The following is a 25,813-nucleotide window of genomic DNA, read 5'->3' on the forward strand; positions in this document are numbered from 1 at the left end:
AATCCCCTTAGCCATAAGTCTCTGCAACAAAAATCTAATACAAACCATCACACGCATTTATCAGCGGCGTCATGGACTATCCCTGATGAGCCATTGTGGGCCTTTCAGTCGATAGTTTTTTAGCAGAACGATGGCCTAAGAGGTAGGCGGATGTCAGATTGTGGCTAGTTAGGGTGGCCTGGGTCATCCGCTGAGGCTGGAGCCGTGATCTGGTCTGTAAAGGCAACGGCAACGATGAGGTGACAGTTTGCTGAGCCGCAGATTCAGGGCTAGCCTTGGCTGGTGATGAGCTATTGGTGCCCTCATTCACCATAGTGACGGCTAAGACTAGCATGACCATTACCAGAGCCAGGGGTTTGACTATCCTATCTACCCATAAACGTCGAACTCGGTCGAGCCACGACACGTCAGGGTCTATTGATGGAGACATAAATCTACAGACATATAAGTAGTGAAGGCCCATCCAGCTAAAAAATTAGTGACTGGAACGCGACCGTGTTCCCAACATATTACAAAAATCAATGCTTTGAATTATACATTTATATAAAAAATAGGGCGTTGCTGATCGTCGGTGTGATTTTCTCTCAAAGATATCGCTGTATGGTGTTTCCAATCGATCGGTTCATCCTCTCAATCAGCAACGGCAAACATAGGGCTTCATCAGTATCGAATTCTGGGATCGACGTAGGCATTGAGGATGTCAATGGCGATACTGACAAGGGCAACAATGGTGCCAAAGAAGGTCATCAGCCCTTGAACTACTTCGTAGTCACGCTGTGAGATCGCTTCAAAAAAACGGTTGGCCAACCCCGGCCAGGAAAAGGTAACCTCCGTCAGTACCGTTCCTCCCAGTAGAGATGCAAACGTTAATCCCAGAATCGTAATTACTGGAATCAGGGCATTTTTAAGCGCGTGGACGGTAATGATGCGAAATTCGGAAATTCCACGGGCTCGCGCGGCTTCCACATAATCGGCTCGCAGGGTTTGCTTGAGGTTAACCCGGACCATGCGCTCAAAGACGCCACTGATCAAAATGCCAAGGGTAAGGCTGGGTAAGGCCAAATGATATAGGGTCGTACCAAACTGGGAGAGATTGCCATGGAGCAAGCTGTCCAGTAGGTAGAGGCCAGTCGGACCATTGGGAGGAGTGGCCATCAGGGGAAATCGGGTACCAATGGGAAACCACCGCAGCTGTACCGCAAATACTAGCTGTAAAATCATGCCAAACCAGTACATGGGGGTGGCATAGGTGAGAATGCCAAACAGCCGCCCACCAGCATCGATTGGGGTATTGGGACGCGATGCAGCAATCGAGCCGACTAGGATGCCAACAATAGCCGCAACCGTCAGACCGCAGAAGGTGAGTTCAACTGTAGCGGGGAAATGATCGCCAATGATTTGCCACACAGTTTGGCCCTGGCTAGCGATGGAGCTGCCCAGGTCAAATCTCAGCAGGTGCCCTAAGTAGTCTAAGTATTGGAAAAATAAGGGTTTATCCAGACCAAGTTGCGATCGCAATGCCTCTTTGGCCTCAATCGGTGCCCTGGGTCCCAACAGCGCGTCCACCGGATCTCCAGGCGTGGCTCGCATCAGCAAAAACACCACCGTTGTGATCGTCCAGATCATCAACGGTGCCAGCATCAACCGCGACAGCACATAATAACGCAGCGCATTAGCCCGAGATGCCATTTATTTCCCCCATATCTAACCGTACCAATTTCCCTTGTAGGGGCGTTTTATGAAACGCTCCTATAAGGGAAATCCAATAATTTATTTGTTGATTTGCCACAGCAAAAATTGCTGGTTAGGCTCAATGGCTACACCATCCACCCCTGAGGCAGCAAAGACATAGTCCTTGTTTTGCCAGAGTGGAATATAAGGCACATCCTCTACCATCACCTGCTGTAAGTCTTTAAAGACACCACTACGAACCGACTCATCCTGCTCTGCACGTTGCTTAGCCAGCAGATCATTGGCCCTAGTACTGTAGTAAAACGAGCCGTTCCCTTGGGTTGCACCTTTTTCACAGAGCGTTTCTTCAGATCCCTCATTACAGCTGAGAAAAGGCTGCACAAAATTATCCGGGTCAAAATAGTCTGGATACCAGTTAGATAAGACACTCGGATAAACCCCTTTCTCCACGTTTTCCCATAGCGTCGCTGACTCAGCCGTACTCACTTGCACAGTCACCAGACCTGGCAAATTAGACTCAATCGCCTCTTTTAAGGTGTTAGCCACCACACTACGGGTGGTTGAAGCAGTTGGATACCAAATCTCAAATTCAAGCGGATTCGCCGCCGTAATTCCCGCCTCTTCAAGAAATACCTTCGCCTGCTCATAGTTACCATCGCCATAGGCGGTTTCAAACACCGGCTCATGTACGTCAAAACTCTTGGGGATCAAGCTATAAAGAGGCTCTGCCTGACCTTGAAAAGCACGGTCGTTAATGAGATTACGGTCAATCATGGCGGCCACCGCTTTGCGCACATTCAAATCATCAAAAGGCGCAATCTTTTGGTTCAGCGACATATAGTTAACGACGGTTGACCCCGCCTCAATCACATTCCAGCCCCCTTGATCGGCCTCACGCTCTAAGGCCGCGATTTGATCAGGGTCCAAGGTTTGATACGCCACATCTAAACCACCAGACCGAAACGTGTTGTAGAGGTTCGCTGGACTCGTGAAAATTTGAATATCGATACCGTTGTTACTAGGCGCTTCTCCCCAGTAGTCGGGGTTAGCATCTAGCTTAATCACATCGCTACTAAAGGACGCCAGCTTATAAGGTCCCGAACCGACAAATTCTTCAGGCTTAAACTGTCCGTCGCCAATGGTGTAAGCATCTGGGGCGATCGGTGTCACCCCCCAAAATGTCAGCATTGCCGTAAAGGCAGCAAACGGCTGCTGGAGAGTAATCGTCAGCTCATATTCACCAGTCGCCTCAACGGTCTCAATTTTTTCCGACAGTAAGAACGCTGGACGACCGCCATTCTCCATAAACCGCTGAATAGAAAACGCCATCACGTCGGCGTTAAATGCCGAGCCATCGTGTAGCGTCACCCCTTCTCGCAACGGGATTGTATAGGTAAGACCATCATCACTGACCGTGGGCATCGCTGTTGCTAGCTGAGGTGCTAACGTGGTTGTCCCTGGAGCATAGGTATAGAGGCGATCCCCGAGGTTGTATAGCAAAATGCCAGGAAAAATTTCATAGGCATCGGCAGGATCTAACGTCCGCGCACTGAGGGTTGTTCCAATGGCCACACGATCAGCTGGTGTGGGAGCAACCTGAGTGTCACCGCCACAAGCCACCGCCAGGACCAGACACAGGCTAAAAAGACTGATGTAGTAACCCAGTGAGCGCAGTGGTTTTGACCAAATCCGCTGACCTAAGAACTGAACCGACATAAAGGATCTCCGAGACGCGATAAGGGACCGCAGCAGCTGACTAGCACCATGCTCTCGCAGTAGGCATGATGCAAGGGCAGCCCATGGGTGCTAGTTTTACCATTCTCAGAGGCCGCAAGCAATTAAGTAGGTGACCAAATAGGGGAATGGATCTTGCTGCATCGATGGATGCTAGCCACCTTAGACGCATCCCAATCAGATGCTTGCCAAATGGTGTCGGTCTTATAAAATGAACATCACACTGAACCGCTAGCAGTTTTAGACTGTAAGTGATACTAATCGGGCTTTAATACCGCTCTGGCATTCGAATTCCCAAAGAACTGACTCGATTTGAGCCTGTAGGCCTACTAATCAGGGTTCTGTCTTAACAGCACTACTTACTACTAGGGCTAGGAGCCCATCCCATGCAGACTACAAGTAAATTAGGCTTTCAACCCTCAGGTAGAGTTTACCTTCTACTTGCCATTGCCATTTTTGGTGCCGCTAATGCGGTGACGCGCAAGCTCACAGAGTTAGGGGAGATGTATTTAATTGATGGACGTAACCCCATCTCCTTTTGCAATGTCTTATTTGTGGGCAATCTATGTGCCCTGATCCTGCTCGCCATCACCTATGGTCGGGAGTGGCGTCAGCCAGCGCTACAACAGATTAAATGGCAGGACTGGCTCTCCATGTCTGTGGTGGCGATTTTGGGAGCAGCCATCGTGCCAACCCTGATTTTTACAGCGCTAGCCATCACTCCCGTTAACAATGTGATTTTGATTAGCCAAATTGATACACCGCTGGTGTTGGCATTATCTGTCTGGGTATTGGGGGATCGGGTCAATAAATGGGTCGTGGCTGGAGCCGTGGTTTCATTTATTGGAGTGGCTCTCACTGTCTTGATTCAGCCACCGGGCACCGAGATGATTTCCATGAGTACGGCTATAGGTCAGGGTGCTGTTCTAACACTAATTGCGGCGGTGATCAAGGCGATCGCAAACTTGATCAGCAAGATTAGCCTACGAGAGATTCCTTTAGGAATTTTTAGTGTTTTTAGAATGTTTGTCGGGACTGTTTTCTTTTTTGGGGCCACTATAGTCCTCTATGGCTCTGAACACTTTATGGATGTAGGGTCTAAGTTTTTATGGCAGTGGATGCTGTTTTATGCAGCCATTATTGTCGTAGCCGGTCAGTCATTTTGGTTTAACGGCCTCAAACGTAGTACGGCCAGCGAAGTCTCTTTTGCAACTGCATTTAATCCGATTGTGGGGATTCTGTCTGCGTTTATCCTTCTGAGTGAGGTGCCCACCCTTGGGCAGTACATTGGAGGTGTGGTCATTTTAGGTGGTATTTTCTTAAACCAAGTTGGCGTACAGCGATTAAATCTACTACGTCCTTCTCAGCGACCTAGCACTAAAGAAATGAGCGAATCCGGAGGATTTAAAGGCGTTTGAGTTTGCTTCCAGAGCAAGCACGAGAACTGTCCTTACACGATTCAGGCCTGCTTGAAATATCCCAACTATACTGAAGGCCATTGAATATCTACCTGCTGCACATACAGCTGTGCGATCTTTAACAGCGGCAAGGTAGCATCATGATCAATTCCTGAGAACAGATTTAAGGTGAACTGATAGCGTCCTTGATCTTCCACAGGGCGATTATCCTGTCGCCAGCGTTCGATTTCGGTGGCTAGTTCTGTGACTAGTTGTGAGGTGATGGTTGTATTTTTTGCGATCGCAACCCTCGGCGTCAGCAACACCGGCACTGCCGAAAACAGCTGCTCATCCCCCACCGTCGCCATGGCAAAACTGTAGCGACAATCTAGCCGCAAACCATAGGGCTGGGGGGCTGAATCCGGTAGCACCGTCTCAAATAACCGCTGCAAATGAGTCAACACTGACTGTTCGGGCGTATCCGAGAGGTCCGCAATGTTCCACGGCAGAGCATTCACCAACAGCGGTGTCACCCAGTTACTAAAGCGTACCTGGGGCGTCTGGAACACAAAGACAGGATTAGTTTGAGCATAGGGCACCAGCTGACGGTTACGGGTTAGCCAGATACCGCTCCAGGCATTCTGCTGGGCTACAATATCCCGATCTTGAATGATCAGGGTGCGATCGGGAATGGACGATTCTCCATAGACTGGATCAAGGGCGGCTTCCTCCGGTGATTTTTCTTCAAACCGATAGAGCTGGTTCTGGAAACCAGGCGCAGAGTCTTGCCGTTGAGGTGAGTCATCAAGCTGTCGATAGCCTGGCAGCAGGACCTGGGGCAACAGCACTGTATCAGGTGCCACAATGGTCATCTCCTTGATGGCAGGTTGACCAACAGGGACCGGAGGCTCTTCTTCATTAATGGTGTAGTCCACACCTGTTGCCACAATGCTGCGCTGTACGGGCTGCCAGTCTCTCCAGGTGACTGCCACCTGGCCCACTAATTTTGCAAAGTCATCGACGGCTTTAGTTGTCTCTTCGCCTAAAGCTGCCAATTTTGCAGGGGTATCAGCTTCAGCGAGCTTTTCAAATGTAGCTTTAAGGGCTGGATATTTCTGATTAAACCGCACCAATGCATCAAATAAAGTCTCTTCACTACTGTCCTCTGGTAAACCTAACTGTGCCGGACTAGGTAACCCTTGCAGGTTATAGCGCACATCACTTTCTAGACTATCCTGAGCCACATCCAGGTGCTCATAGGTATAGACATACTGCCATTCACGCACTTTCGCTAAATCGTTGCCGATGGCATCCGGATCTAACTCAGCCTGTTGCAACACCAGAGATGGTGGGATGGGATAGGTACGTAGAGGAATTGGAATCTGGACATGACCAAGGGTATCCGGCTCATCGGGTTCAATAAAGCTGAGCCAATCAGACGACTGATACCCTGCTATACCGGGAACAGTTTTTATGTTGTATTCCAATTCATTACGATTGAACGTCAGATTGAGTTCAATATCTTCATACCTTTCAGGGTTTTGAGTATTAAAGAAAAACGTTAGATAGGTTGTTTCTTCTAAAGAGACTTTAGCTGGAGACAGGGTAAAATCGAGGGTGGAGAGATCGGTAATCTCGGCTTGGGTAGTCGCATCACGGGCACTTATCAACGTGGGCTGCCCGGCTAAACGCACTGGGAAATCCCCATCATCGGGCAAATTATTTTTCACAGATACACCGTACTGGACAATGGTTTCAATGGCATAGGCCTCTGCTAAATTAATACGTAGCTCTTGGTTGAGAGCCTCAGCAGCACGGCGTTGACGTGCATCATTATCGGGGCGTGATGGCTGTAATAGAGAAACAACTTGAGCACTGATAGCATCCGCCAATGTCTCTTTGGCAGCTAAAATCCCATCAACGTTGTCCGCAACCGTATTGCCTAAACGAACCGCTGGGACAGACACTTCGGGTGCTAAAAAGTCTTCCACTGCTTGCAAACAGGTTTGCCCCAACAGGTTCAAGTCAATGGCATCAAAGCGTTTATTATCAGGCTGGTAATCGACACGGTTCCGGTCTGCCTCTGTACTGATTTTGAGATCAACGGTGCCCGCCATCAGGGTATTGGCCAACGGGGCAGGAGCAAAGAATAGAGGATTGCGGTCTTCGCCAGCAGGTAAAGTCTGTTGGTCTAGATTCAGAGGCTGAATTGTATAAGTGAGTCCTCCCTGGCCTAGACGCACGGCCCAAATGGATTGACTGCTGGCATTATTGGGATCGCCAGGGAAGCCGGGATTGCGGTTATCGCTGGTGCCAAGACGCAATCCAGAAAATGCGGCTTGGAAATCTTGGGCAAATCCTTGAAGAGAGGCTGATCGGGCATCACCATTGATGGTATGGGGAGATAGATAGGCGGTGGACCGCTGCACCAGGGTACGGTCAGGTAGGTCATTGGCAACTAAATTATCATCCCGTTGCAGAGTCACGTTGACAGTGACTGGAAAGATTAGCTTCTCGGGATAGATAACAGTATTGTTATCCGTGGGTAAATCTAGCGTTATGGGAATTTGTTGGGTGTAAGGTGGAGTAATGAATGGGGCACCTATTTGGAGAATGGGAAGGGTTTGAATTGCGATCGCAACCTCCGCAAGAGACACAGTGCGATCTAACCGTTCTCTCAGCTGCTGCACCTGAGTTTTAAGCTGGGCATTTTCAGGGTCAGGGGCACTCGCCAAGGCTGCCACCAAGGATAATCGCACCTGCTCAAACAGCTGCGTGAGACTATAGAATGTCTCATGGTCACGGGTTACCGGGATATTAGACTGGCTGTGAAATGGCTGCAAGGCCGCATTCAGAAACGGCTGCACATAGGTCTGAAGTTCAGGGGTCGTATTCTCAACCAAGACAGACCATGCTTGGAAAGCCGGTAATAGCGACTGCCCAGGCTGAATTAACCCGGATAATGTCTGGTTGGTCGTGACGAATGCCGCTAGATCAATCTGCCGATGGGTGCTGGGGGATGGCTGCAGGTTACGCACAACTGCGTCCAGGGTGGACTCAGTGATTGAGCCACTAGTTGATACAGACGCATCTGGAGGAAGGGTGAGTTGTGCAGGAATCGTCAGCGTTGTTGTTGTCTCCAAGAAAGTATTTGTGGCCAGAGCAATATCCGTCACTGTTAGCAGATCGGCATCTAAGCCAATATTGAGTGTTGTATTCTTAAAGACAGCCTGAACTTTGTCTCGGGTGTGGGCTAACGAGTCGGTGCTTCGCCAGTCATACGTCAGGGGCACGGCAAGGATAACCTGATCATCGAGATAATCACCCTTGGCCTCTAAAATCGGGATCAAGGCCTCAACGGTGATACCAAGAGCACTCGCAATTTCTGCTAACGTATCTCCTGGTAGGGTTTCATAGGTGTTGGCCTGGCTACTGATCGACAGACCGTCTCGGACTAGACCCGGTGTATCACGATGACGTTGGGCAATTTGAACCACTTTGGCAGCAGTGGCCGCTTCAGTAATGTTGGGCAGGGAGGCGGTTGCGATCGCGCTTACACTATCAAAATCTCGCAGCAGTGCCTCAGCTTTCAGAGCCTCTTGCGCAATCGTCCGCAGACTATCATTAACAACAATATCGCGTTCGACAGGAATCTCCAATTGAGTGCCCGCTGCCCACAGACCGCTCAGCTGCTGATTTTCTTCGGCCAAATCATCTACCGACAATCGGAACGTGTTAGCCACAGTCGCGAAGGTTTCATTGGCACTGACATTGTGGGACTGTAGCGTCAAGCTTTCCAAAGTAATGAGATAGCCATAAGCCATCTCCACAAAGCTAGTCAGCACTGCTTTATCTACAGATTTTTGAACAACATTTGTACCTTGCAGTAGCACAGATGTTTCAGCCATTGCTGTCACATCAGCTTGATGAATCTGATAGTAAATCTGTTGGTAGGTCTCACGCGCTGCGATCGTCTTGCGTCTGACCTCTGCAAACACATTACCGGGGGTGGAAATATAAGGACTAGAGTCGAGCTGTAGCGATAACTCCAGACGGACCTTTTGCTGAGAAACCGCCTTAAATCGATAACGTTCCACTAGCGATGGCCACTGATTTAGCCCCAACAGTGGATCAAAATAACGGACAGGCAACTCAGTGAATTTAAACTGTTTGAAAATGTTGCCATAGAGATCGCGCCACTCTAACTGTGGTTGTACAACTGCCTGTGCTGCCACACCTCGATAGGGATTCATCTCAGGAGATGGCAGTGGCGGATTGGTCGTCCCGCCCTGGTCAGTAGACAGGGTATAGACTGGCAGCACCCGTTCATATTGCCATGGGTGGTTGGCATCTTCAGGATCATCACTGGGGCCAATGGGTAAGGCCTCCGGTGTGGCCACAAATTTACCCGGTTGTTCTAATAATCGATAGCCCAAAAGCTGATAGAGATTTTCCAATTCATCATTGGCATTCCCATTATTGGGTTGCACTGACACATTCGGACGTGTCAGCTGTATACCTAAATGACCTGCAGGCATTTGTAATACCTGTATGGGATCGCGCTCGTCATTACGGATGGCCAATAAATCTGCTGATTGGGCGGTGGTAATGTCTACACAGTTGTGGAAAGGAGCAGCTTCTTGAGTGAAACCGGTCACACGAATCACCAACACCAAATCTGCTGTTACCCCATCCGCAAACAAATTGTCTGGTAGCCCAGCGGCACCCAAAGGTCCATATACCAGGTAGTAGCCCCCTGAATTAACCGTGCTACATTCCCACAGAAGTTGTAAAAAGTCAGCGCCATCACTATTACTGTCCGCAGGTAAGGTGGCTTGATAGGGGGTTCTCGTTGCAGCTGTACTAAAGCTTCTGGCTGTTGCAATTGTTCCCGCCGCTTGACTGCGGGTGGAGAGATTAGCTTTTAATACCAACACGTCACGGGTTGATTGCACGAGTTGCGCCGTGTCAGCGTCTAGATAAAACAAATCGAGGTTAGGAGATGCCCCTGTAGTCCGAATTGCTTCCAACAAATCTTTCCCAACTTCATCAGTGCCTTCTAGTTGGTAAATGTTATCTCCTGCCAGTCGACGTACGGTTACCTTCACCTTGGTTGACCACTTGACCCTATTGCGCGGTAGCGGAGTGGCGGTTTTATCTGTCGCATCGGTCAGAATGAAGGGGAGAGTTGATAGAGGAGCCGAGTCAGGTAATAAACCTTGCCTATAGGTCAACGGATCGGCTAGATAGGCCCGCAAATCTGACGGTAATTCTCGCAACTCGCCTACTGCCATTGGGCTCCGCTGACGTAGGGTATATTGACGTTCTACAGGTCGATAGAAAGGCAGCAGAGGCGGTGTTGTTGACTGATGATCTAGATTAGGAGTTGCCGTCTGCAGTGCCAGTAAGTCATTTTTCTGCTCAGTCGTTAATCCATAGACCAGTGATGCTGCATTGCGAGTAGGTGGATTATTCAGATTGGCACGGTCATAGTCAATAAACCGTATCCAGGTCAGGGTGGCAGGTTTACTCAGTAAAATTTGATCCAAGTTGACCGTAGTCACGTCTCTGGCCGCATCGCCCACACCAACGGTCTGAGTGGTAATCGACACATTAAACTGTTGCCCCGTTGCCTCATATAAAGGGTTTGTTGCCCAGGCTGTCATGGGTGCGGCTGTAGGTGTGGGTAATCGTAACCCATGGAGAAAATAGCGAGACGCGGTACCCGATAGATGGTTAAATGCGCCATTACTATTCAAAGTCGATAAGACTGTTTCTATGGAAGGTGCGGCAAACGCTGTTTGGTCTTCTAGATCTTCTAAATAGTCAATGGCACTCTGTAGACCAGAACGAATCAAGAGCAAGAAATAATCTGCAAACAGATAATCTGTTAACGAAAGCAGATCTGTTCCGGAAGTAACGGGGTTTGTTGATGCGCTGCCGCCAATTGCCGAATTTTCAACAGCGCTACCGGGACGTACCTGTAGTTGCTTAAAGTAGTCCTTAATTTTTTGCAGATCATCCAGGCTGCGCTTAAAATTACTTGCCTGAAAATCAATGGGCGTTTGCTGATCTAAGGCCATGCTTATTAACGGCACCATGGGGAAAAAGGTACCGCTTAGCTCTTGAGTTTGTTGCGGTTCGTTGAGCGTGCGATCAGAAATATCAAAGACAAAATTGGTCTCTAAGAATTGATAGAGCTGATTCAAGAATGTAGGAAGATTATTTGCTGTTTCAAATTCTGTTGTGAAGCGATCATAGAGAGCTTGCCAGTCTGCCAGGGTAAGTGTCTGATTTGTTGTACTAATCCGGCGATAGCTGTGGATCGTCCATCTCAGGAGGGCCTTTACTAACTCGTCAAAGTCGGTGTTAACAGTTGCAGCAGCATCACCTATCTGCTCTGGGTCATCATGGCGTACCGAGTTTTCAATAAATAATAGGGCCACCCCTTTCACCTGCCCCTCAACCTGGGTGAAACCGGGTTGAAAATATAGGTCGATGCGGATGCGATCGCTATCTATTTGATCATCAGGCAAACCATCAGGCAACGATAGCTTTACCGGCAGCCAGGTCGTAGCGGTATCAGCACCTGAGGTATCAGCGTCTAATGTAGTGAACGATAATTCAGCCTCTACTGCAGCTGATACAACTGACTCTGAAACCAGCGCGTCTGGCACTGTTGATGCTGACACCGAGTCAACAGGCAACGCTGACATATCCAACGTTGTGAAGTCTGTGGGTTCAGCAGTCGTTGGTTCTACCGACTCAAAGGTCGCAGCCTCAAAAGCTGCCGTTTCCAACGCAACTGGCATACTGAAGGCCGCTGGAGCAAAGCGAGCGGCTCGACGGCTGGTAGTGCCAATGGCATTGGTCGAGCTGGTGGTTGGCGAACCTAGCTTCCAGGGAGTTGGTTTAGCAGACCCCAGGGTAAAGGACTGACGCACGGTCACCCTAAACGAGAACCGGATACGCACAAACGCAATCTTGATAGAGGCCCGTACTGAAACCTCAGCCTCCAGCGCGAGCTGGGTTGGCTGATAGGCTTCTACCACAAATAAGACAGTTGCCCGCAGCACCACTTCTACGTCAACACTAATTACTCCAAAATCAACAACACCATAGAGACGACCCACCAGGGAGACGCCGCCCTGAATCTTAAAGTAATCATCACTGGCAACATTCGCCTCACTGGGATTAAACCGAGCAACTACACCTTGAATTACCCCTTGAACCGTGATGCTAATTTCAGCCTTGAGAATCCCTTTGTTGAAGGTGCGGCCCAGGCCAATCTTCAGTCCCAGACCAAACTCATATACCGGACTAAAGGTGCCATTGACAATGGCAGGGGTACTGGTCGCTGTCTCCGCACTCAGCTTCGCAAAGTAAAAACCACCGGCTCCTAGCACGGGGAAAGGACCGGCAAATCCCTGAATTGCAAAGGAGCGAGAAAAGTCTCCTTTCCAGGGGAAACCAAAGTCAAGGGCAAAGTCTCCATTGGTGTAAATATCCACCACGACGATGGGCAAGGTGACTGACACCGCTCCCACATCAAACTGGCGCATGGCATCTGGCAGAGCCAGCTCCAGGTGATACACACCCACCGTATCGCTAACGCGCCGATAGAGAATCTCAAACTGTAGTCCCGCAAATAGCTTTGCCTTAGCACCATAGAGACTAATGCGCAGGCCATAGATCAGTGGATCATTAAAGATCACACTCATATCTATGGTGTCCATGATGGAGAATTGCGCCCCCAACAAAATGCCACTATTGGGGTCAAATTGAATCGGACTGCTACCCTCAGGAATCGTGATCGTTGCCGTCGGATCAATGCTGACCGGGGCAGGTGAGGGTAACTGGGCCTGCAAGGCTAGCAATGGATTGCCACGACGTTTTGCTGGAGGCAACACCCCCATAGTTTGTCGCAGCACCGTCATGACTTGAGTGATGTTACGGGATTGCGCCACAATATCGGGATGAAACGTCACCCGTTGGCCAACGGCTAAAAACTGTAAGTCAAAGACCTGAATGCCCTTACCCGGAATATTAGGCGGGTTCTCATTGACTGGATCCCAACCAACCTGTTGGCGTGGCTGACCAGGAATTGTCAGATCTAGACTAATGCGAGAACGGTATTGTTTAGACCCTCGGGAAGTCTCACCATAGGAGAGACCCAGATTTGAAATTTTGAAAAGACCCAGATTCAGACTTTTAGCATAGCTAAAGGTAAACTGCTTATTGGTGAGATTGATGCTAACCCTCAGCTTACTGAAATCAATACTCTCTTTACCTAAGACATCCCAAGGAGCATCTAGCTCAAACTCTTCTAAACTTGGATCAAAGAGATTAACAACGTAGCTAATAATGTCACCAATATTGACTATTCCGGAAAACCTGAAGTCAATTTTTTCTATATTGTTAGTATTGCTGTAGCGTCCCGTCAGCGTAAATGATTTAAATGTAATCTCAAATCCAACCCGCTTTTCAGTTAGCGAAAATTCATAAAAGATGGACGCTGTTAGTGTCTGATCAAACAGCTCAATCATCCCAGCTACTTTACCGCTGGCTTTATCAGTAATTGTTTTGACAATTTTGCCAGCCCTGACATCTTCTCTATAGTTTTTAATCTCAGCACTGGCTCTGACAACAAAAGGCTCACTAGCAATAGTAAAAGCCCAATCGATTGCCCCTAGAAAGCGGTACCGAGATTGGGTGATGGTGCCAACTTTCTTTTGAGCAAGTTCTAACTCAAGTAAATCGATACTTAAATTCTCAAGTTCAAAATCTGATGTTAAGTTTCCTGCTCCTAATAGTCGATTAACCAGCGATGCTAACTGAATACGCTCAGCTCGTGCTAAAAAGAACCACTCTCCTGAACTGGTAGCCGTTGTCACAATACGGCTCACCAAGACAGAAAACTGGCCACCAAAAAGGCTAAAATCTCCTTGTAGAAAGAAGGATTTCTCTTGGGGTGATTGTTTGAGAGCAATGAGTATCCGATCAATGCTGAAGTTTAAAGGAGCACTAGGATCGTTCGAGGGAATTTCTACAGCCCAGACATCTGCCAACCCCAGGCTAAAAGCATAGGTTTCAAGCGTAGGGCGAGCCTCCAACGTTAGCTCAGTAATGGCTAACCCGCTCATGGAATCTAACGGTGGCAGCTCAGGAATTATTTTCTGCAACAGCGCCACTAAAAATAATCGCTGTCCTGGCAGCATGCCGCCACGAAATACAGACGTTCCTCCTTCTTGTGTGTTTTCCAGCTGAAGGTTGACAGTTTCGCCCCCTGCTGTAAGTTCTGCCACAAAGCCAAAGCTGACTGTTGTCTGTTTAGTTAAGGATGAACTCATAAGACGTACTTGCAGTGCCTCAACTGATGTGACATAAACCTTGGAGGTTAATTTGAAACTCTAACAGGAATGGCGTTGCTGATCCTCGGTATGATTTTATCTGTAAGATACTGGTATACGGCGTTTCTAACAGATTGGTTCATCCTGTAGCTCAGCAACGGCAATTTCAGAATGCCTAAATTAAACAAGCATTCTGAAATTGTCTTTAGGTAACTCTCTTAACCCTCCTCGTTACTCACCTTGAAATAAAGGCCTTTCAGCTTTAGATCTAAACTATCGATCAGCGTGCCTGCATCTCCAGTCCATGTAGCGGACAGTCCCACTGTGTAAGCCGTTTCTGATTTGGCAGGGGCGCTGGTGCTAGTTCCGGTTGGAGGAATTCGTAAATGGAAATCTTCAATGGCTAAGTTGGCTTGAGTCAGCAGATTGACAGCAGTTTGAATTGCAGGAATGCTCGGTAGCTGTGTCTCATCCAACGTGCCATCATCTTTTAAGAAAGAGATGTCATCAACGCCAAGCGCTTGCAGAATCCCTTTCAGACGTTCACCGACAGTACCTAAAACAACTCGCTCTCCTGCCGGAAGGCCCACTTCAATGCCTTTTTCTTTAATTTCTGTAATGGCATTTTGGGGCTGTAGAGAAATTTCTTCACCATCGAGTTCTAAAACAACACCAAAAAATACTTTAGACTCTGCTGCATTGGCACCTGATGGAGCGGGGGTGATACCAGACATACAATTAAGACTCCTTAAGAGATGATGATTGAGTGGGCTATAACAAGATACTTATCAGTATCAATGAGACATGGCTATCACGCGGTCTAGACCTCATTACCTTGGTTAATAATTTTGATCTTGGCCTTGATAGCAAAGGTTTGATCTTCCACTTGATCTGCAAAATCAAAGGGAAACGTAACAAGTTCACCTTCAGCAGAAAAATCGGTACTCTCCCCATTACCTGCCTTGACATTGATATTTGTATTCCAAATTGGTGTTATGGGGCTGTTTGAAGGAAATAGAGCAGGAAAGTTAGTTTGATAATGGTCGTTAACAGCCGTGATCAAGGTGGAAATAGTATTAGCATTGAGGATATTTTCTTCAGCCATTTTTCATAGAAGTAAAAACGTTAAGATATCTTGGGGAAGATGGGTACATATCACCCATAGAACAGAACCTAAGGTGGTCTCTGGGCTGGTTCTTTAGCGTAGGCAGCATACCAGCCGATGGGATGATCGCGACCTTGACTATTACCAAAGATCAGCAGTTCGGTTTGTCCATTGGGTGGTAACGACAACACCAATAGCTTTAAGACAATCGCCTTGAGCTTCAAGAGATAGGTAGAGTTATCAGGCCCATCGGCTGGATCAAATAAGAGTTCAGCCGTCTTAAATGAGAGTTTGATCACACTTTGCAATGGGAAACCCAGGACATCTCCAGAAAGTCCCGGTAGTTTCATTCCCACGTAGACTTGGGGCTCTGGGCGCGTATCCGACTCAGGATTGGGGTTGGGCAACCAGAGCACCACTAAGCCAGAAACAAACTTGGATACACTAGCCAGGGCACCGAGATTCCCTAAGTCTAAATCAAAGGACAGGCCATACCAGGTAACATCTGCCGATAGCGAAGCATTGCCCAGGACAGTTTTTATCGGTAAAAAGCCTTTAGGTTTGTCTTGACCTTGGATAAACCCAGTCAAAGTGATGGGGAATTTGGCATAGAGACTGTTGTCGCGGAAGGCACTGCTTTTGAGGTTAAAGCTGAGGTCGTCAGGAACAAACGCAAAGGACCGCTGATTAGCATCATCCTTGGGAAATGATAGGGTGACCACCAGATTTGCCGCACTGAGAAACTGCTGTGCATCAGTTTGGGTAGGAAAGTCGCCATCAGGACCAAAGGAGAAAATATCGAATTTTTCCAGCTTACGAAAGTTGAATTTTGTCCAGAAGGAGAATCGCCCCGTAATAGTAGGATTATCCCCAGCAGGAATCGGATCGGAGGAAAACTGGGCTTTGACAATGTCGATATAATTAAAAATCGCACTATTGGGCATTAAAAAGCGGTTGTTACCGCTAAAGCTAAAGGCGTAGGTAGTGCGACCATTGTGATTCTCAGCACTACCCTGGAGATTGACCAAATTACGTCCAGAGACATTGGTAATACTGCTAGCGCCAAAGTCTTCTTGGAGCTGAGTTCGTTCTTCAAATAATTTGTCGAGGGTAACGGCAATTTGACTGGCAAAGTCTGTCACCCGAGAATTTTCAAACAATACCCGCAGGTTCAGCACCTGAAAGTTATAGCCCGAGGGGTGCGGCGCAGGCGGCTGAGCGTCTTCATAGTCAATCAAGCCAAACAGAGAGGAGGGCTCTATGACTAAAGAACCGTCCTCGGGACGAATGGGGGTACTGTCAATGCCAATGTACTGGGCAAAGAAGTTTTCTTCTTTGATGCCGCCTGCTAGGGCTACTAGCTCTGGGGGTAACCCCTCGGCGGGTGGAACAGGAATGTTGAGGCCGATGATGCCGGACCAGTTGGGGTTGTGGGCAATATTGGCTAAGGGAGCATAGCGTTTGCGGGTTTTGGCTGGGGTGTCTTTGGTATCATTTGCGATCGCACTCTCCAAACTCGCCCGCACCCGCTGCCGCACCTCAGCAATCTTCGCCTCATCCCCCACAAATGTGGCCGCCTGAGACCAGAGACTCGGTTGCTCAATCAACTCTAGCAGCGATTTGTTGTAGTACTTAAAAATCAGAATACTTTCCGGACGCCAGAGTATGTTTCCGGCATCATCCACCGTATCCAGATAAAAGGTCCAACCATCAATGGTGAGTTGAGTAATGGTTTGGTTGGGATCATCCGGGTCATTAAAGGAAGACTTTAGTGCCTCCGCATTATCAATAACCAGCAATAGCTGATTGGCCTGAAACGCACTCCAAAGGGCCGAACTTCTCTCAATATTGGTAAATTTCAAAAACTGAGTCTGCCCATTCTTGGTAGATCGAGCCAGCACCAGCTCTCTCATGATGCTGTAATCGGTGGTAAAACGAGCCAATAACCCTTGAGGGGTTGTACCGCTAATAGTGGTTTCAGTCGTGGTCTCGGCAGCCGCAATTACAGTTGAACTAGCATTGACAGTAGCTACGCTGGCCGCTGCTGCTCTGAATGAACTGACAGCAGCCATTTTAACATTGGATGTCGGCTCTTCTGGCACACTCTGTTGCTCATAATGCTGCTGAATTTTAGCCCGTCGTAGTGGATTCACCACTTGAAGTTCTAATTCACGACAATCTGTAATCGCGGTAGCCAAACTCCCATAGGGAAAGATCGGAAACGTATCAGGTATGGTCTCTACAGTGACATCATTGGCTACGGCAAGATTTGTAGCAGATACGTTCTCTAAATCAGTGGCTGGCACCTCCAAAAAGTTCATGAGAGATGTCTGGCGAGACGGTTGATAGAGAATGGACTGATCCGGTTGAGCATAGTAAGTAGGAGAACCATCAGTGCGCCGCACATAGGCCCAAGCCGTAGTTGCACTAGCCTCTGTAGTTAAAGCAGCGGCAGTCGTCCCTGGCTCGTCATCCTTCGCACGACTGGCTCGTAGAGCATTCTGAAACCACTGTTCAAAATCTCCTAAGGTAGACAGATCAGAACTAGAGAGTTGTTGCAACGCCTCTGTTGCCTCTAACGGTAACTGATAGCCCAATGGGAAAAACTCCCCTAACAGAGTATCGCGAATGAGTAGGATCTCCTCAGCTCGGTTGGGGTCAAACAAAGTACTCAGCGTCTCTCGCTGGTTCAAGTCATTGACTGGTCGCTGGGTTAGGACATTGACCAAATCTCGTAGCCGCTGAGTTAAGCCCTGACTGGGGGTGTAGCGGGGTGCAAAGGCGGGGTGACCAGGGACAAAGCCAATGGTATAAGTGCCCGCTTCTAAAAGTTTGATATACTCCACCCCTGAAAGACCACACATCAGATTGTTGCCATAGTCGGGCAGTTGCCGAGCCGGGTTGTCGTCATGGCGCGGGATGGTCAACCCAAACTTGCCTTGGGGCGTCAAATATAGCCCCTTTGCTGGCCCTAGACTGGAGGCTGGCTTAGCTGCAAACACGAGCTGGCTGCTAGCTTGAGGCGTCAGATAGACGGTATAGCCAAGGTTACTGCGATAGCCAGAAGGAAGACTGGGCAGTGTGTTGCCTGATAGTGGTGCAAAGGTGAACGAGCTGCGATCGCAATCCAAAGGATCCCATGAGCCTTGCAATTTCAAATCGGCTGGGTAGCGCTCTTGCGCCGCTGCGGTTTCATCAAAGAGAGGATAGCGTAGTGATTGGTAAAATGCTGCTGAGCCAAACAAAGCTGGATCGCTAGAAAGTAACGGGTCCACAAAAAAGACCCGAAAACCAATATCCAAGGCCGCCAGTTCAGCATAGGTAGAGTCATCAGATCGGGCTAAGGTCAAGTCAAACTGCCAAGCACCGATGTGCGGACCGACTAGCGGTAGTTGGATTTCTTCTCCGACGCCTCGTAACTGATGGGCACCATACTCTGTGGTCAAATAGGCCAGGGCTGTGGTGCATGTAAACCCGGCTGCACGTGGAACAATTGTGGTGCCCCTGGGTAACGTCAGTGCATAACCACCTAAGTCAAAGGCTGACTGACGACTAACACGCTCATCATCTATGGAGAGACTTTGTAACTGCCATTGAGAAAGAGACTCACTAGGATTGTTGACCCACAAAAATCGCACTTGACGATAGGCAGGAGATTGGCGCAGTTCTAGGAGTTGCGATCGCAACGTCACAAAATCAAAATTCTCAAAATCTGCCCCATGGGTGGGCAAAAACAGATATAGTCCAGCTATTTTCGTCCAGCTAGTTGCTAAATCCAGATTGTTAGCCTGACTCTCATCATTGGCCAAATCGACAGCCAAATCCGCAAATAGAACCTCAACACCAACGGGCGTACTCACCACACCAGTGTCAGCAGCCACATTTACTAAACGATAAAATCCAGTCTCTAAGCCATCAAAGCGGGGAGTTGCCATGATAAATTCCCCCTAAAAATAGATGCGATCGCCCTGCAACAGCGGTAGATCCAGAGCAGTCGCATTATTATCCAAATTAATAAATCGATAGTCGGGCCTATTATTTACACCTTCATGCACCAGTCGTTGAGGTCTGGCTCGCAGGGCAGTCTGACCATAGCGCTCCGCCACTTGTCGCAGCGTCGTTCCCACAGGCACAAAGTCCGGCTGTTCTTGCACAAAAATTGCAATCTCAGGCACCACCGTTGCTCGTCCCCGGAAATAGACCAACGCAATATTGGTTGGAGGCTGAATCCTGGCTGTACCAGGGTTGCGATAAAAGTTTGTTGCCTGCTCCAGGGTATTAAAATCATTCGCACCAATCAACAGAGCCACCCGCTCTGCCCCAATGCGTCCCTGGGATGTGACAAATTCATCTGGATACATCAACCGATAGAACGGTTTCCGATTCCCCGGTCGCAATAGATCCACTAAGCCCCCAGTGCCCTGGCTTGACGATTCTAATGCAGTTGGAACAGCTGACAAAAACGGATCAAAGCCTAGGAATTCTTGAGTAACACCCGCTTCAAAATGCAGGGTGTAATAAGCAGTGCCACTACTGATAAAACCGTTCTCAGCCGTTCTATCCACTGGATGAACAAATTGATAATTCTGGTATTCCACCCGCAGGCGCATACCCCCGATGAGGTCAACCATTTGACCGTCGTAACCATAGACATATTGCAAGGCCTGATTAATCGCAATAGGCAACCGTTCACCCAAACGCTGCTTCACAAGTTCAAAGCCAGATGGCTGGGCTACGCGATTCGATAGTTGCCCCAGAAAATTACTGTAGTCAGTTGCAATATCCCCCGCAGAGCGTCCTGCCAGCGATAGTACTAATTCGGCCTGCTGCTCAGACTGGGTCAGTTTAAATAGATTTTGGGTAGACGTAACTGTTTCCACACCCCGTAATACTTTAGGCAAGACCGTTGTCTGGGTGATGGGAAAACTTGCCTGCGGACCATAAACGAGTACAGACTGACTTGATACATTAATCACATAAAAATCTTCTTTAGACTGAACAACTGGAGCAAAAACCTGGTCAGCATAGCGACTCAGCTGGGATGTTGCCTCGGCTAGTAAAGCATTGGGTGTCGTCGGCAAAATGAATGTGGTAAATTCTGGCACTTGGAGAGTTCGGACATGCCCAAAGTTATCCTGCCAAGGAAATTCACTATTCACCACCGCCTTAAACCCAGCTCCATTCAGCTCAATGAGTGTGTCTAAACTCATGATCTGGCGACAGCCTGGTGTGGGACAGACTTTCACCTGGTCAGCCACCCGTATCGCAGTGCCAGGCTCATGGATAGGACCAAGGGTAAGGTTAAATGGCAGCTGGAACAGTGTGGCACTACGCAACAAAAACTGGTTACCAATGGAAACCCCATAGAAGCCAAGAGATTTTCCTAACCATTTTCCAGTAAGCAATACCCGATCTTCAGCTACTGCGCGTAGAGCATCGTCTACAAATTCAATCACTAAATCCAGATCGGTGAGCTTAAAGTCCGTCTTGAAATCAAAGGGTCGATCAATTCCTGGTAGATCGATCTCAGACTCCCGTACATCAGCAATGAGCTCCCACTGCGGTCGATTATCAACGCTACTAGGCTGCAGCTCAAAGTTCTCAACAGTAATCTCTCCTAAGTCCTGTAAGACCAGTTTTAGTGGCTGATTAGGCTGTGGGATCAGGGGTAAAAACTGTTCTGGCTGACTCGAATTGTTTTTTGTACCTAGAGTGAACTTATTCTGTTGCCAAAGTGTGGCTTCCACAGCGCTGTTATTTTGCTGCAACGCCCAAGGATTAGTACCCGTCTTTTTCCAGGAGAGGGTAATGCGATCAAATTGAAATTGGGGCGTTGCCAACCGAGGTGTGGTTGCTTCTGCTTGAATTAAACTGAACGCGTCTTCATAAACAATGTTCGTCGCCAGAGTCTGATCGAATGGGGCTGGCATGTCAGTTAACCTGAGTGCCCCTGTTGTCAGCACCTGGGGATAATAGAGCTGGCGTACCTGCTCTGGAGTCAGCGCTTTGCTATAAACAGCAACACGATAAAACTCTCCTTGCCAGGAACGATCAGGATCTTGGAATTCGTTTGCGATCGCGAGTTCAAAAGTCTCCCAGTTACTTAAGTCACCACCAATCGTGGTCGCAGCTACCTCCTGACCATCAATATATAGATGTGCATTGGGTTCACTGGCACTGCTGGCAAAATAAGTAAACACAAGACAGGTAGGTTCTAGACTTACCGACCGTGATGGAGACTCTAACAGATTCTTACCCTTGACTAGGCCATTATCATCGGTCAGCGTGGTTCGTAAACGAGCAACATAGCGGTCTTTTTGCTGACCCAGTAGAAAATTACGCTCATTAGCCCCCGAAGATAGCGTAATTAAACGAGCCGGTCCCTTCTGGCTGGCATTTCCAGGTTTAAACCATAAAACCAGAGAAATTGCCTGATTCGTCTGACCTGCCTGAATTAAACGCTGCACCGGACGTGGCGCTGGCAAAGGTTGTATGGCATCACGGGGAGCCGTTGCGATCGCAGCCTCCGCCTGGGTTACCAAAGCCCCTCTTTCCAGGGCAACCAAATTGGGGGTATAAACAGTTAAGTCAATGGGTGTTTGCCCCGACGCATCACGGATAATATCTCCAGACACAGCCTCAAACGAATATAAAGCCTGTAAAGCTGTCCAAGGATGGGCAATAGATTGAACCGTGATTTCCGTCTCCTCAATCACCCCAACCTGCCCCACAGGGACATTAGGTCCAATCGCTTTGAAGATTAATTTGCCATCCTCCCAGGCAGGCGTTAAAGCTACCGGCTGTTCTGCAGCATCAAACAAAACAACCTTGACACTGCCAGAAACAGCCACGTCATCAGCCATTTGTGTAAACGTTACATCTAAGTCTTGAAACGTTACATGACCACTAGGACTAACACCAAATGGGGCTGTCTGACGCACTGTTAACCTAAAGGCCGACTGCCCCGCAACGTTGGTCGTCCCCACGGAAATATCTGAAAAAGCTGGACTCGGAGTTGCTGGCAACCCAGACAATACGATGTGTCCTGGAACTAATGCGGAGGTAGCCGCACCGCCTAAACTCCCTTGAACAACAGCCCACCAATCTAATGCTGTAAATCGAGTGTTGTCAGATAGGTCATAAAACTGGATTTGTAATTGACTGATTTGAACGCCAAAGTGCCTAACATCCCCTGATATAGCAGGATTAGTTACCACCAAGCGACCTTGGCCAATCACATCTGACATAAACTCAACTCAACAACAACAGAGAAAGTTACTAAAAAGCCAGCTCACCAGCATCGCCGTGAGCTAATAAAACTTAATAAAGATGCTGCTCTAAGAAAACCACTTATTGCTTGCAAGCATATCCACTGTAGTTGATGCATTCAAAGTAGCAGCCATAATTCTTCATGTTTGTGTAGCATACAGCACTCGCATCAACATATAAAAAGCTATCAACCTACTTCTATCAGCTTAATTAAGTAAACTTCAGATATATCCATACAGGAAAAGAAAACGTCTTTTTAAAGACGCGGAGCACCAAAATATCGCCAATATTTCCTTTATTAAAGGTTAATTACAATGTGCTGAAATGTTTCAATAAAATCTCATTGCAAGAGCTTAGGCATCAAGAACAACATTTTATACCTCCCTTTTTTATTCTTGATGAAAATCATTCAAAAAACAACGCTGTTGTGCCAAGCTCGGACTATTTGTTATTTGTTTTGAAGATTGTTGTGAGCAGTCCCAAGACACACTGAAAGCGGATCAGTTATACCTCCTTTTTGAGAAAGATCATCAACTAGCAACCTCCATAGAGCCTTAGCTAGGATAGGCCTGTGAATTCTCCTGGATTAGCTAACTATGTCTTTAGCCAACAAAAACTTACAAGCAATGCGATGAAAGTTATAGATTGTTCTGTAGGGGACGTTGCATTTAAGCTATTGCTGTTCTGACCGTAGGAGTTAATTCCTTCATGGTGCTATCACAGCCGCTCTATCATGCGACTCCTCGCCCTCAGGCGAGTGAACCTGTTAAACGTCCCAGTGCATTAGTCATGGCTGCCCTCTTCAGCGCGATATTGCTTTGGGCCTCAGCTTTTCCCGCCATTAGTGTTGCGTTAACAGCCTACAGCCCGCTAGAGGTAGCCATTTTACGCTATCTAGTCGCATCTGCGATCCTGCTGGTTTATGCCCTCATCAAACGCATGCCGTTGCCACGCCGACAAGACTGGCCGCTGCTCAGTCTCTGTGGGATCACAGGATTTACTCTTTACAATGTATTTTTGAATGCGGGCCAACTAACGGTATCTGCTGGCATGGCTAGTTTTATTATCTCGTCAGAAATTGGCATCATCGCTTTACTGGCATCGCTGTTTTATGGTGAAAAGCTCACTAAAGCGGGCTGGTGCGGGATTAGCCTTTGTGTAGCTGGTGTGGCCACCATTTCTCTTGCCAGTAGCGGCAGTTTACAGTTTTCCCTTGGGGCATTGCTGGTGTTTATGGCCACACTTTGCATTAGCATTTACTCGGTCATCCAAAAACCGTTGTTACAGCATTACACTGCGATTCAATTTACGACCTATGCCATCTGGGCAGGCACTTTAGTTTTAGTGTTATTTGCACCTCGTGCTGTGTTTTCTACACTACAGGCACCATTGGGGCCAACACTATCGGTTGCTTATATGGGTTTATTTCCAGGGGTAGTTGCTTACATTGCCTGGTCCTATGTGCTTTCCAAGATTCCTGCATCACAAGCTGGCAGTTACCTGTCGCTCATTCCTGTAGCAGCTCTGTTTATTGCTTGGCTATGGCTACGAGAGATACCGAGCCTGATTTCTTTAGCAGGTGGTGTGATTGTCTTATCCGGCATCATGCTCGTCAATCGACAGAATAAAGCGTAGCTACAGCAATATCGTTTTTCTCGACCGCTGAAAATCTTCCAGAAAAGATGACGACTCCACTGCTCACCATGTCATCACCATACCCCCATAGAGTTATGTCACTGATCAATAAGGATAACAGTGATAAAAAACAACATTAACGTTTGTATCAAAGAAGAGATATTGATGACTTGTGGGAATATCCTAATGGCATGAGCTGAAAAGCCCATAGCCACAACGAAAGGAGGTCTGACGATAGATATCTCGATAGAATCGTTTGACGGATCAAAGACAGCACCCAAACAAATCACTGATATCTCTTCTTAATTGAACTAGAGAGCCATGTTTAAGTAGGTTTACCTTACACAAAGCAGCTCTGAGTAGTTTTGTTGAACGTAGAAGAATCCTGCAGTTGATTGTTTTGGGTGCTGTTGTATTTAAAGTTTCACCCGGCTCATTGCCCAACGCTACAGTTCTCTGAGCAACACTCTAGGCAACAGTGCACAATCTCCTCAGAACCCTTTAGCTAATACCCTGCTTGCTCATCCCACAGTGATCGCTGACACATTCCAGAAAAAATTGATAGTTGTGTAAGCAGACGATAGGCTCATGCTGCAAAGGGATGTATACAAGCCATTTCGGCATACAGTGGATTCACAGGCAAAGCACATTATGGAATAACCTTCTAGCGCGAACCCCATATCTAAGTAGACAGAACTCTGTTTTACTTAACCCTTTATATCTAAACCGCAGCCCTCATGGACTTCGTGTCCGTGGGGGCTGCTTATATGGGTTCAACCTATGGCGGGCGCAAGCACTGACTTATCAGTTCACCACCCCACTCCACTCCATTCCTGTGACCTCCATCACCAAGGTTACTCAGCTAACTTCAGAAACCCCTTAAGCAACCCTCAGTTACTCGTCAGATCACATTCAGCTAGCTCCCTCATTCTTGTAATCAATGAAGTCAAGCACTGATTTCCCAAGGAGCTTTAACCATGAAACGCACACTTCTTTCTGCTTTAACTGTTCTCGTTGCATCCGCTGCCATTGCCCCCGTTGCATCCGCCGCTGAGCCCGCTAGCTTCAATATCCAATCAGCTCGCCTCGAAGCACTCGATGCCCGGACTAAGAACTCCGTCCACAAACTACGTCTTGAGCATCTCAATAATCAGACCAAGGCCATCGAAGATATCCAAGCTGCTCGGCTAGATGCCTTAGATGCTCGCACTAAGTACACTGGAAAGTAAGTTTTCTACCATTTTAGAGAGTCTTATCTTCTCGAATTTTGACATAATGCTTCTGAAATTTATCGCGTGCGGCCTCAACTGAAAATTGCCAATGGATGCGGATACGCTGGTCATGCCGTTCTTGCACCAAGGCGAGCACCGCTTGCTCTAATTGGTCTTGTGTGGGAATGCGCTGATGCAAACAGCCTCTAGCCAGTGCCGAAAACTCGATCTCAATCATATTGAGCCAACTGGCTGACTTTGGGGTGTAGTGAAACTCAAACCGTTGGGCAAGGGCAAAGGCCTCCTCAGCCGTCAGGTATTCATAGAAAGAACTGACATTATGGGTGTTGAGATTATCCTGCACAACCTGGATTTTGTCCGCATTAGGATAGCGCGCAGCTAAGGCTTGAAAAAACAGAG

The 25,813-nt window shown here is 48.0% G+C and carries 11 protein-coding genes and 1 pseudogene; 3 read left to right on the plus strand and 9 right to left on the minus strand.

All coding sequences use genetic code 11. The features are described from left to right. Positions 1–76 precede the first annotated feature (76 nt). The 3 genes from N836_RS72410 to N836_RS72420 form a co-directional block, all read right to left on the minus strand. Complete coding sequence (locus N836_RS72410; RefSeq protein WP_152532320.1) at positions 77–430, minus strand: hypothetical protein; 354 nt, start codon at positions 428–430, stop codon at positions 77–79. Positions 431–660: 230 nt separating this feature from the next. Then, on the minus strand, positions 661–1,689 hold the full coding sequence (locus N836_RS72415) for an ABC transporter permease (protein WP_023077123.1): 1,029 nt from the start codon (positions 1,687–1,689) through the stop codon (positions 661–663). An 81-nt stretch (positions 1,690–1,770) separates the two neighbouring features. Continuing rightward, positions 1,771–3,408 (minus strand): ABC transporter substrate-binding protein, encoded by a 1,638-nt coding sequence (locus tag N836_RS72420; protein ID WP_023077124.1) that lies wholly within the window; start codon positions 3,406–3,408, stop codon positions 1,771–1,773. A gap of 404 nt (positions 3,409–3,812) precedes the next feature. Between N836_RS72420 and N836_RS72425 the strand changes: the two genes are divergently transcribed. Then, positions 3,813–4,844 carry a DMT family transporter gene (locus N836_RS72425; protein WP_023077125.1) on the plus strand — a complete coding sequence of 344 codons (1,032 nt, stop codon included), beginning with the start codon at positions 3,813–3,815 and terminating at the stop codon, positions 4,842–4,844. Between the two features lie 65 nt (positions 4,845–4,909). Here N836_RS72425 and N836_RS72430 read toward each other — a convergent pair whose 3' ends face one another. The 5 genes from N836_RS72430 to N836_RS72450 form a co-directional block, all read right to left on the minus strand. Beyond that, positions 4,910–14,173, minus strand: coding sequence for a hypothetical protein (locus tag N836_RS72430; RefSeq protein WP_023077126.1), 9,264 nt, complete (start codon positions 14,171–14,173; stop codon positions 4,910–4,912). Between the two features lie 218 nt (positions 14,174–14,391). Continuing rightward, positions 14,392–14,907, minus strand: a complete 516-nt coding sequence (locus tag N836_RS72435; RefSeq protein WP_023077127.1) for a hypothetical protein — start codon at positions 14,905–14,907, stop codon at positions 14,392–14,394. Positions 14,908–14,993: 86 nt separating this feature from the next. Next, positions 14,994–15,278: a hypothetical protein gene (locus tag N836_RS72440; protein ID WP_023077128.1), complete on the minus strand. Its 285-nt coding sequence runs from the start codon at positions 15,276–15,278 to the stop codon at positions 14,994–14,996. A 68-nt stretch (positions 15,279–15,346) separates the two neighbouring features. Next, positions 15,347–19,213 carry a hypothetical protein gene (locus N836_RS72445; RefSeq protein ID WP_023077129.1) on the minus strand — a complete coding sequence of 1,289 codons (3,867 nt, stop codon included), beginning with the start codon at positions 19,211–19,213 and terminating at the stop codon, positions 15,347–15,349. Between the two features lie 12 nt (positions 19,214–19,225). Then, positions 19,226–22,525: a LamG domain-containing protein gene (locus tag N836_RS72450; protein ID WP_023077130.1), complete on the minus strand. Its 3,300-nt coding sequence runs from the start codon at positions 22,523–22,525 to the stop codon at positions 19,226–19,228. A gap of 730 nt (positions 22,526–23,255) precedes the next feature. Between N836_RS72450 and N836_RS72455 the strand changes: the two genes are divergently transcribed. Both N836_RS72455 and N836_RS72460 read left to right on the plus strand, forming a co-directional pair. Then, the gene (locus N836_RS72455) at positions 23,256–24,182 is read left to right on the plus strand and encodes a DMT family transporter (RefSeq protein ID WP_023077131.1); all 927 of its coding nucleotides are present in this window, start codon (positions 23,256–23,258) and stop codon (positions 24,180–24,182) included. Positions 24,183–25,159: 977 nt separating this feature from the next. Further along, positions 25,160–25,396: pseudogene (locus N836_RS72460) on the plus strand (hypothetical protein); the annotation flags it as partial. Between the two features lie 28 nt (positions 25,397–25,424). Here N836_RS72460 and N836_RS72465 read toward each other — a convergent pair. After that, positions 25,425–25,813: transposase (locus N836_RS72465; RefSeq protein ID WP_023071803.1), on the minus strand; the 389-nt coding region annotated here is incomplete at its 5' end.

Source organism: Leptolyngbya sp. Heron Island J (assembly GCF_000482245.1).
Lineage (GTDB): Bacteria > Cyanobacteriota > Cyanobacteriia > Phormidesmidales > Phormidesmidaceae > Leptothoe.

Excerpts from the sequence above, each read along its gene's own strand:
- N836_RS72410 (WP_152532320.1), bottom strand. The coding sequence starts at position 430 with ATGTCTCCATCAATAGACCCTGACGTGTCGTGGCTCGACCGAGTTCGA.
- N836_RS72415 (WP_023077123.1), bottom strand. The coding sequence starts at position 1,689 with ATGGCATCTCGGGCTAATGCGCTGCGTTATTATGTGCTGTCGCGGTTG.
- N836_RS72420 (WP_023077124.1), bottom strand. The coding sequence starts at position 3,408 with ATGTCGGTTCAGTTCTTAGGTCAGCGGATTTGGTCAAAACCACTGCGC.
- N836_RS72425 (WP_023077125.1), top strand. The coding sequence starts at position 3,813 with ATGCAGACTACAAGTAAATTAGGCTTTCAACCCTCAGGTAGAGTTTAC.
- N836_RS72430 (WP_023077126.1), bottom strand. The coding sequence starts at position 14,173 with ATGAGTTCATCCTTAACTAAACAGACAACAGTCAGCTTTGGCTTTGTG.
- N836_RS72435 (WP_023077127.1), bottom strand. The coding sequence starts at position 14,907 with ATGTCTGGTATCACCCCCGCTCCATCAGGTGCCAATGCAGCAGAGTCT.
- N836_RS72440 (WP_023077128.1), bottom strand. The coding sequence starts at position 15,278 with ATGGCTGAAGAAAATATCCTCAATGCTAATACTATTTCCACCTTGATC.
- N836_RS72445 (WP_023077129.1), bottom strand. The coding sequence starts at position 19,213 with ATGGCAACTCCCCGCTTTGATGGCTTAGAGACTGGATTTTATCGTTTA.
- N836_RS72450 (WP_023077130.1), bottom strand. The coding sequence starts at position 22,525 with ATGTCAGATGTGATTGGCCAAGGTCGCTTGGTGGTAACTAATCCTGCT.
- N836_RS72455 (WP_023077131.1), top strand. The coding sequence starts at position 23,256 with ATGGTGCTATCACAGCCGCTCTATCATGCGACTCCTCGCCCTCAGGCG.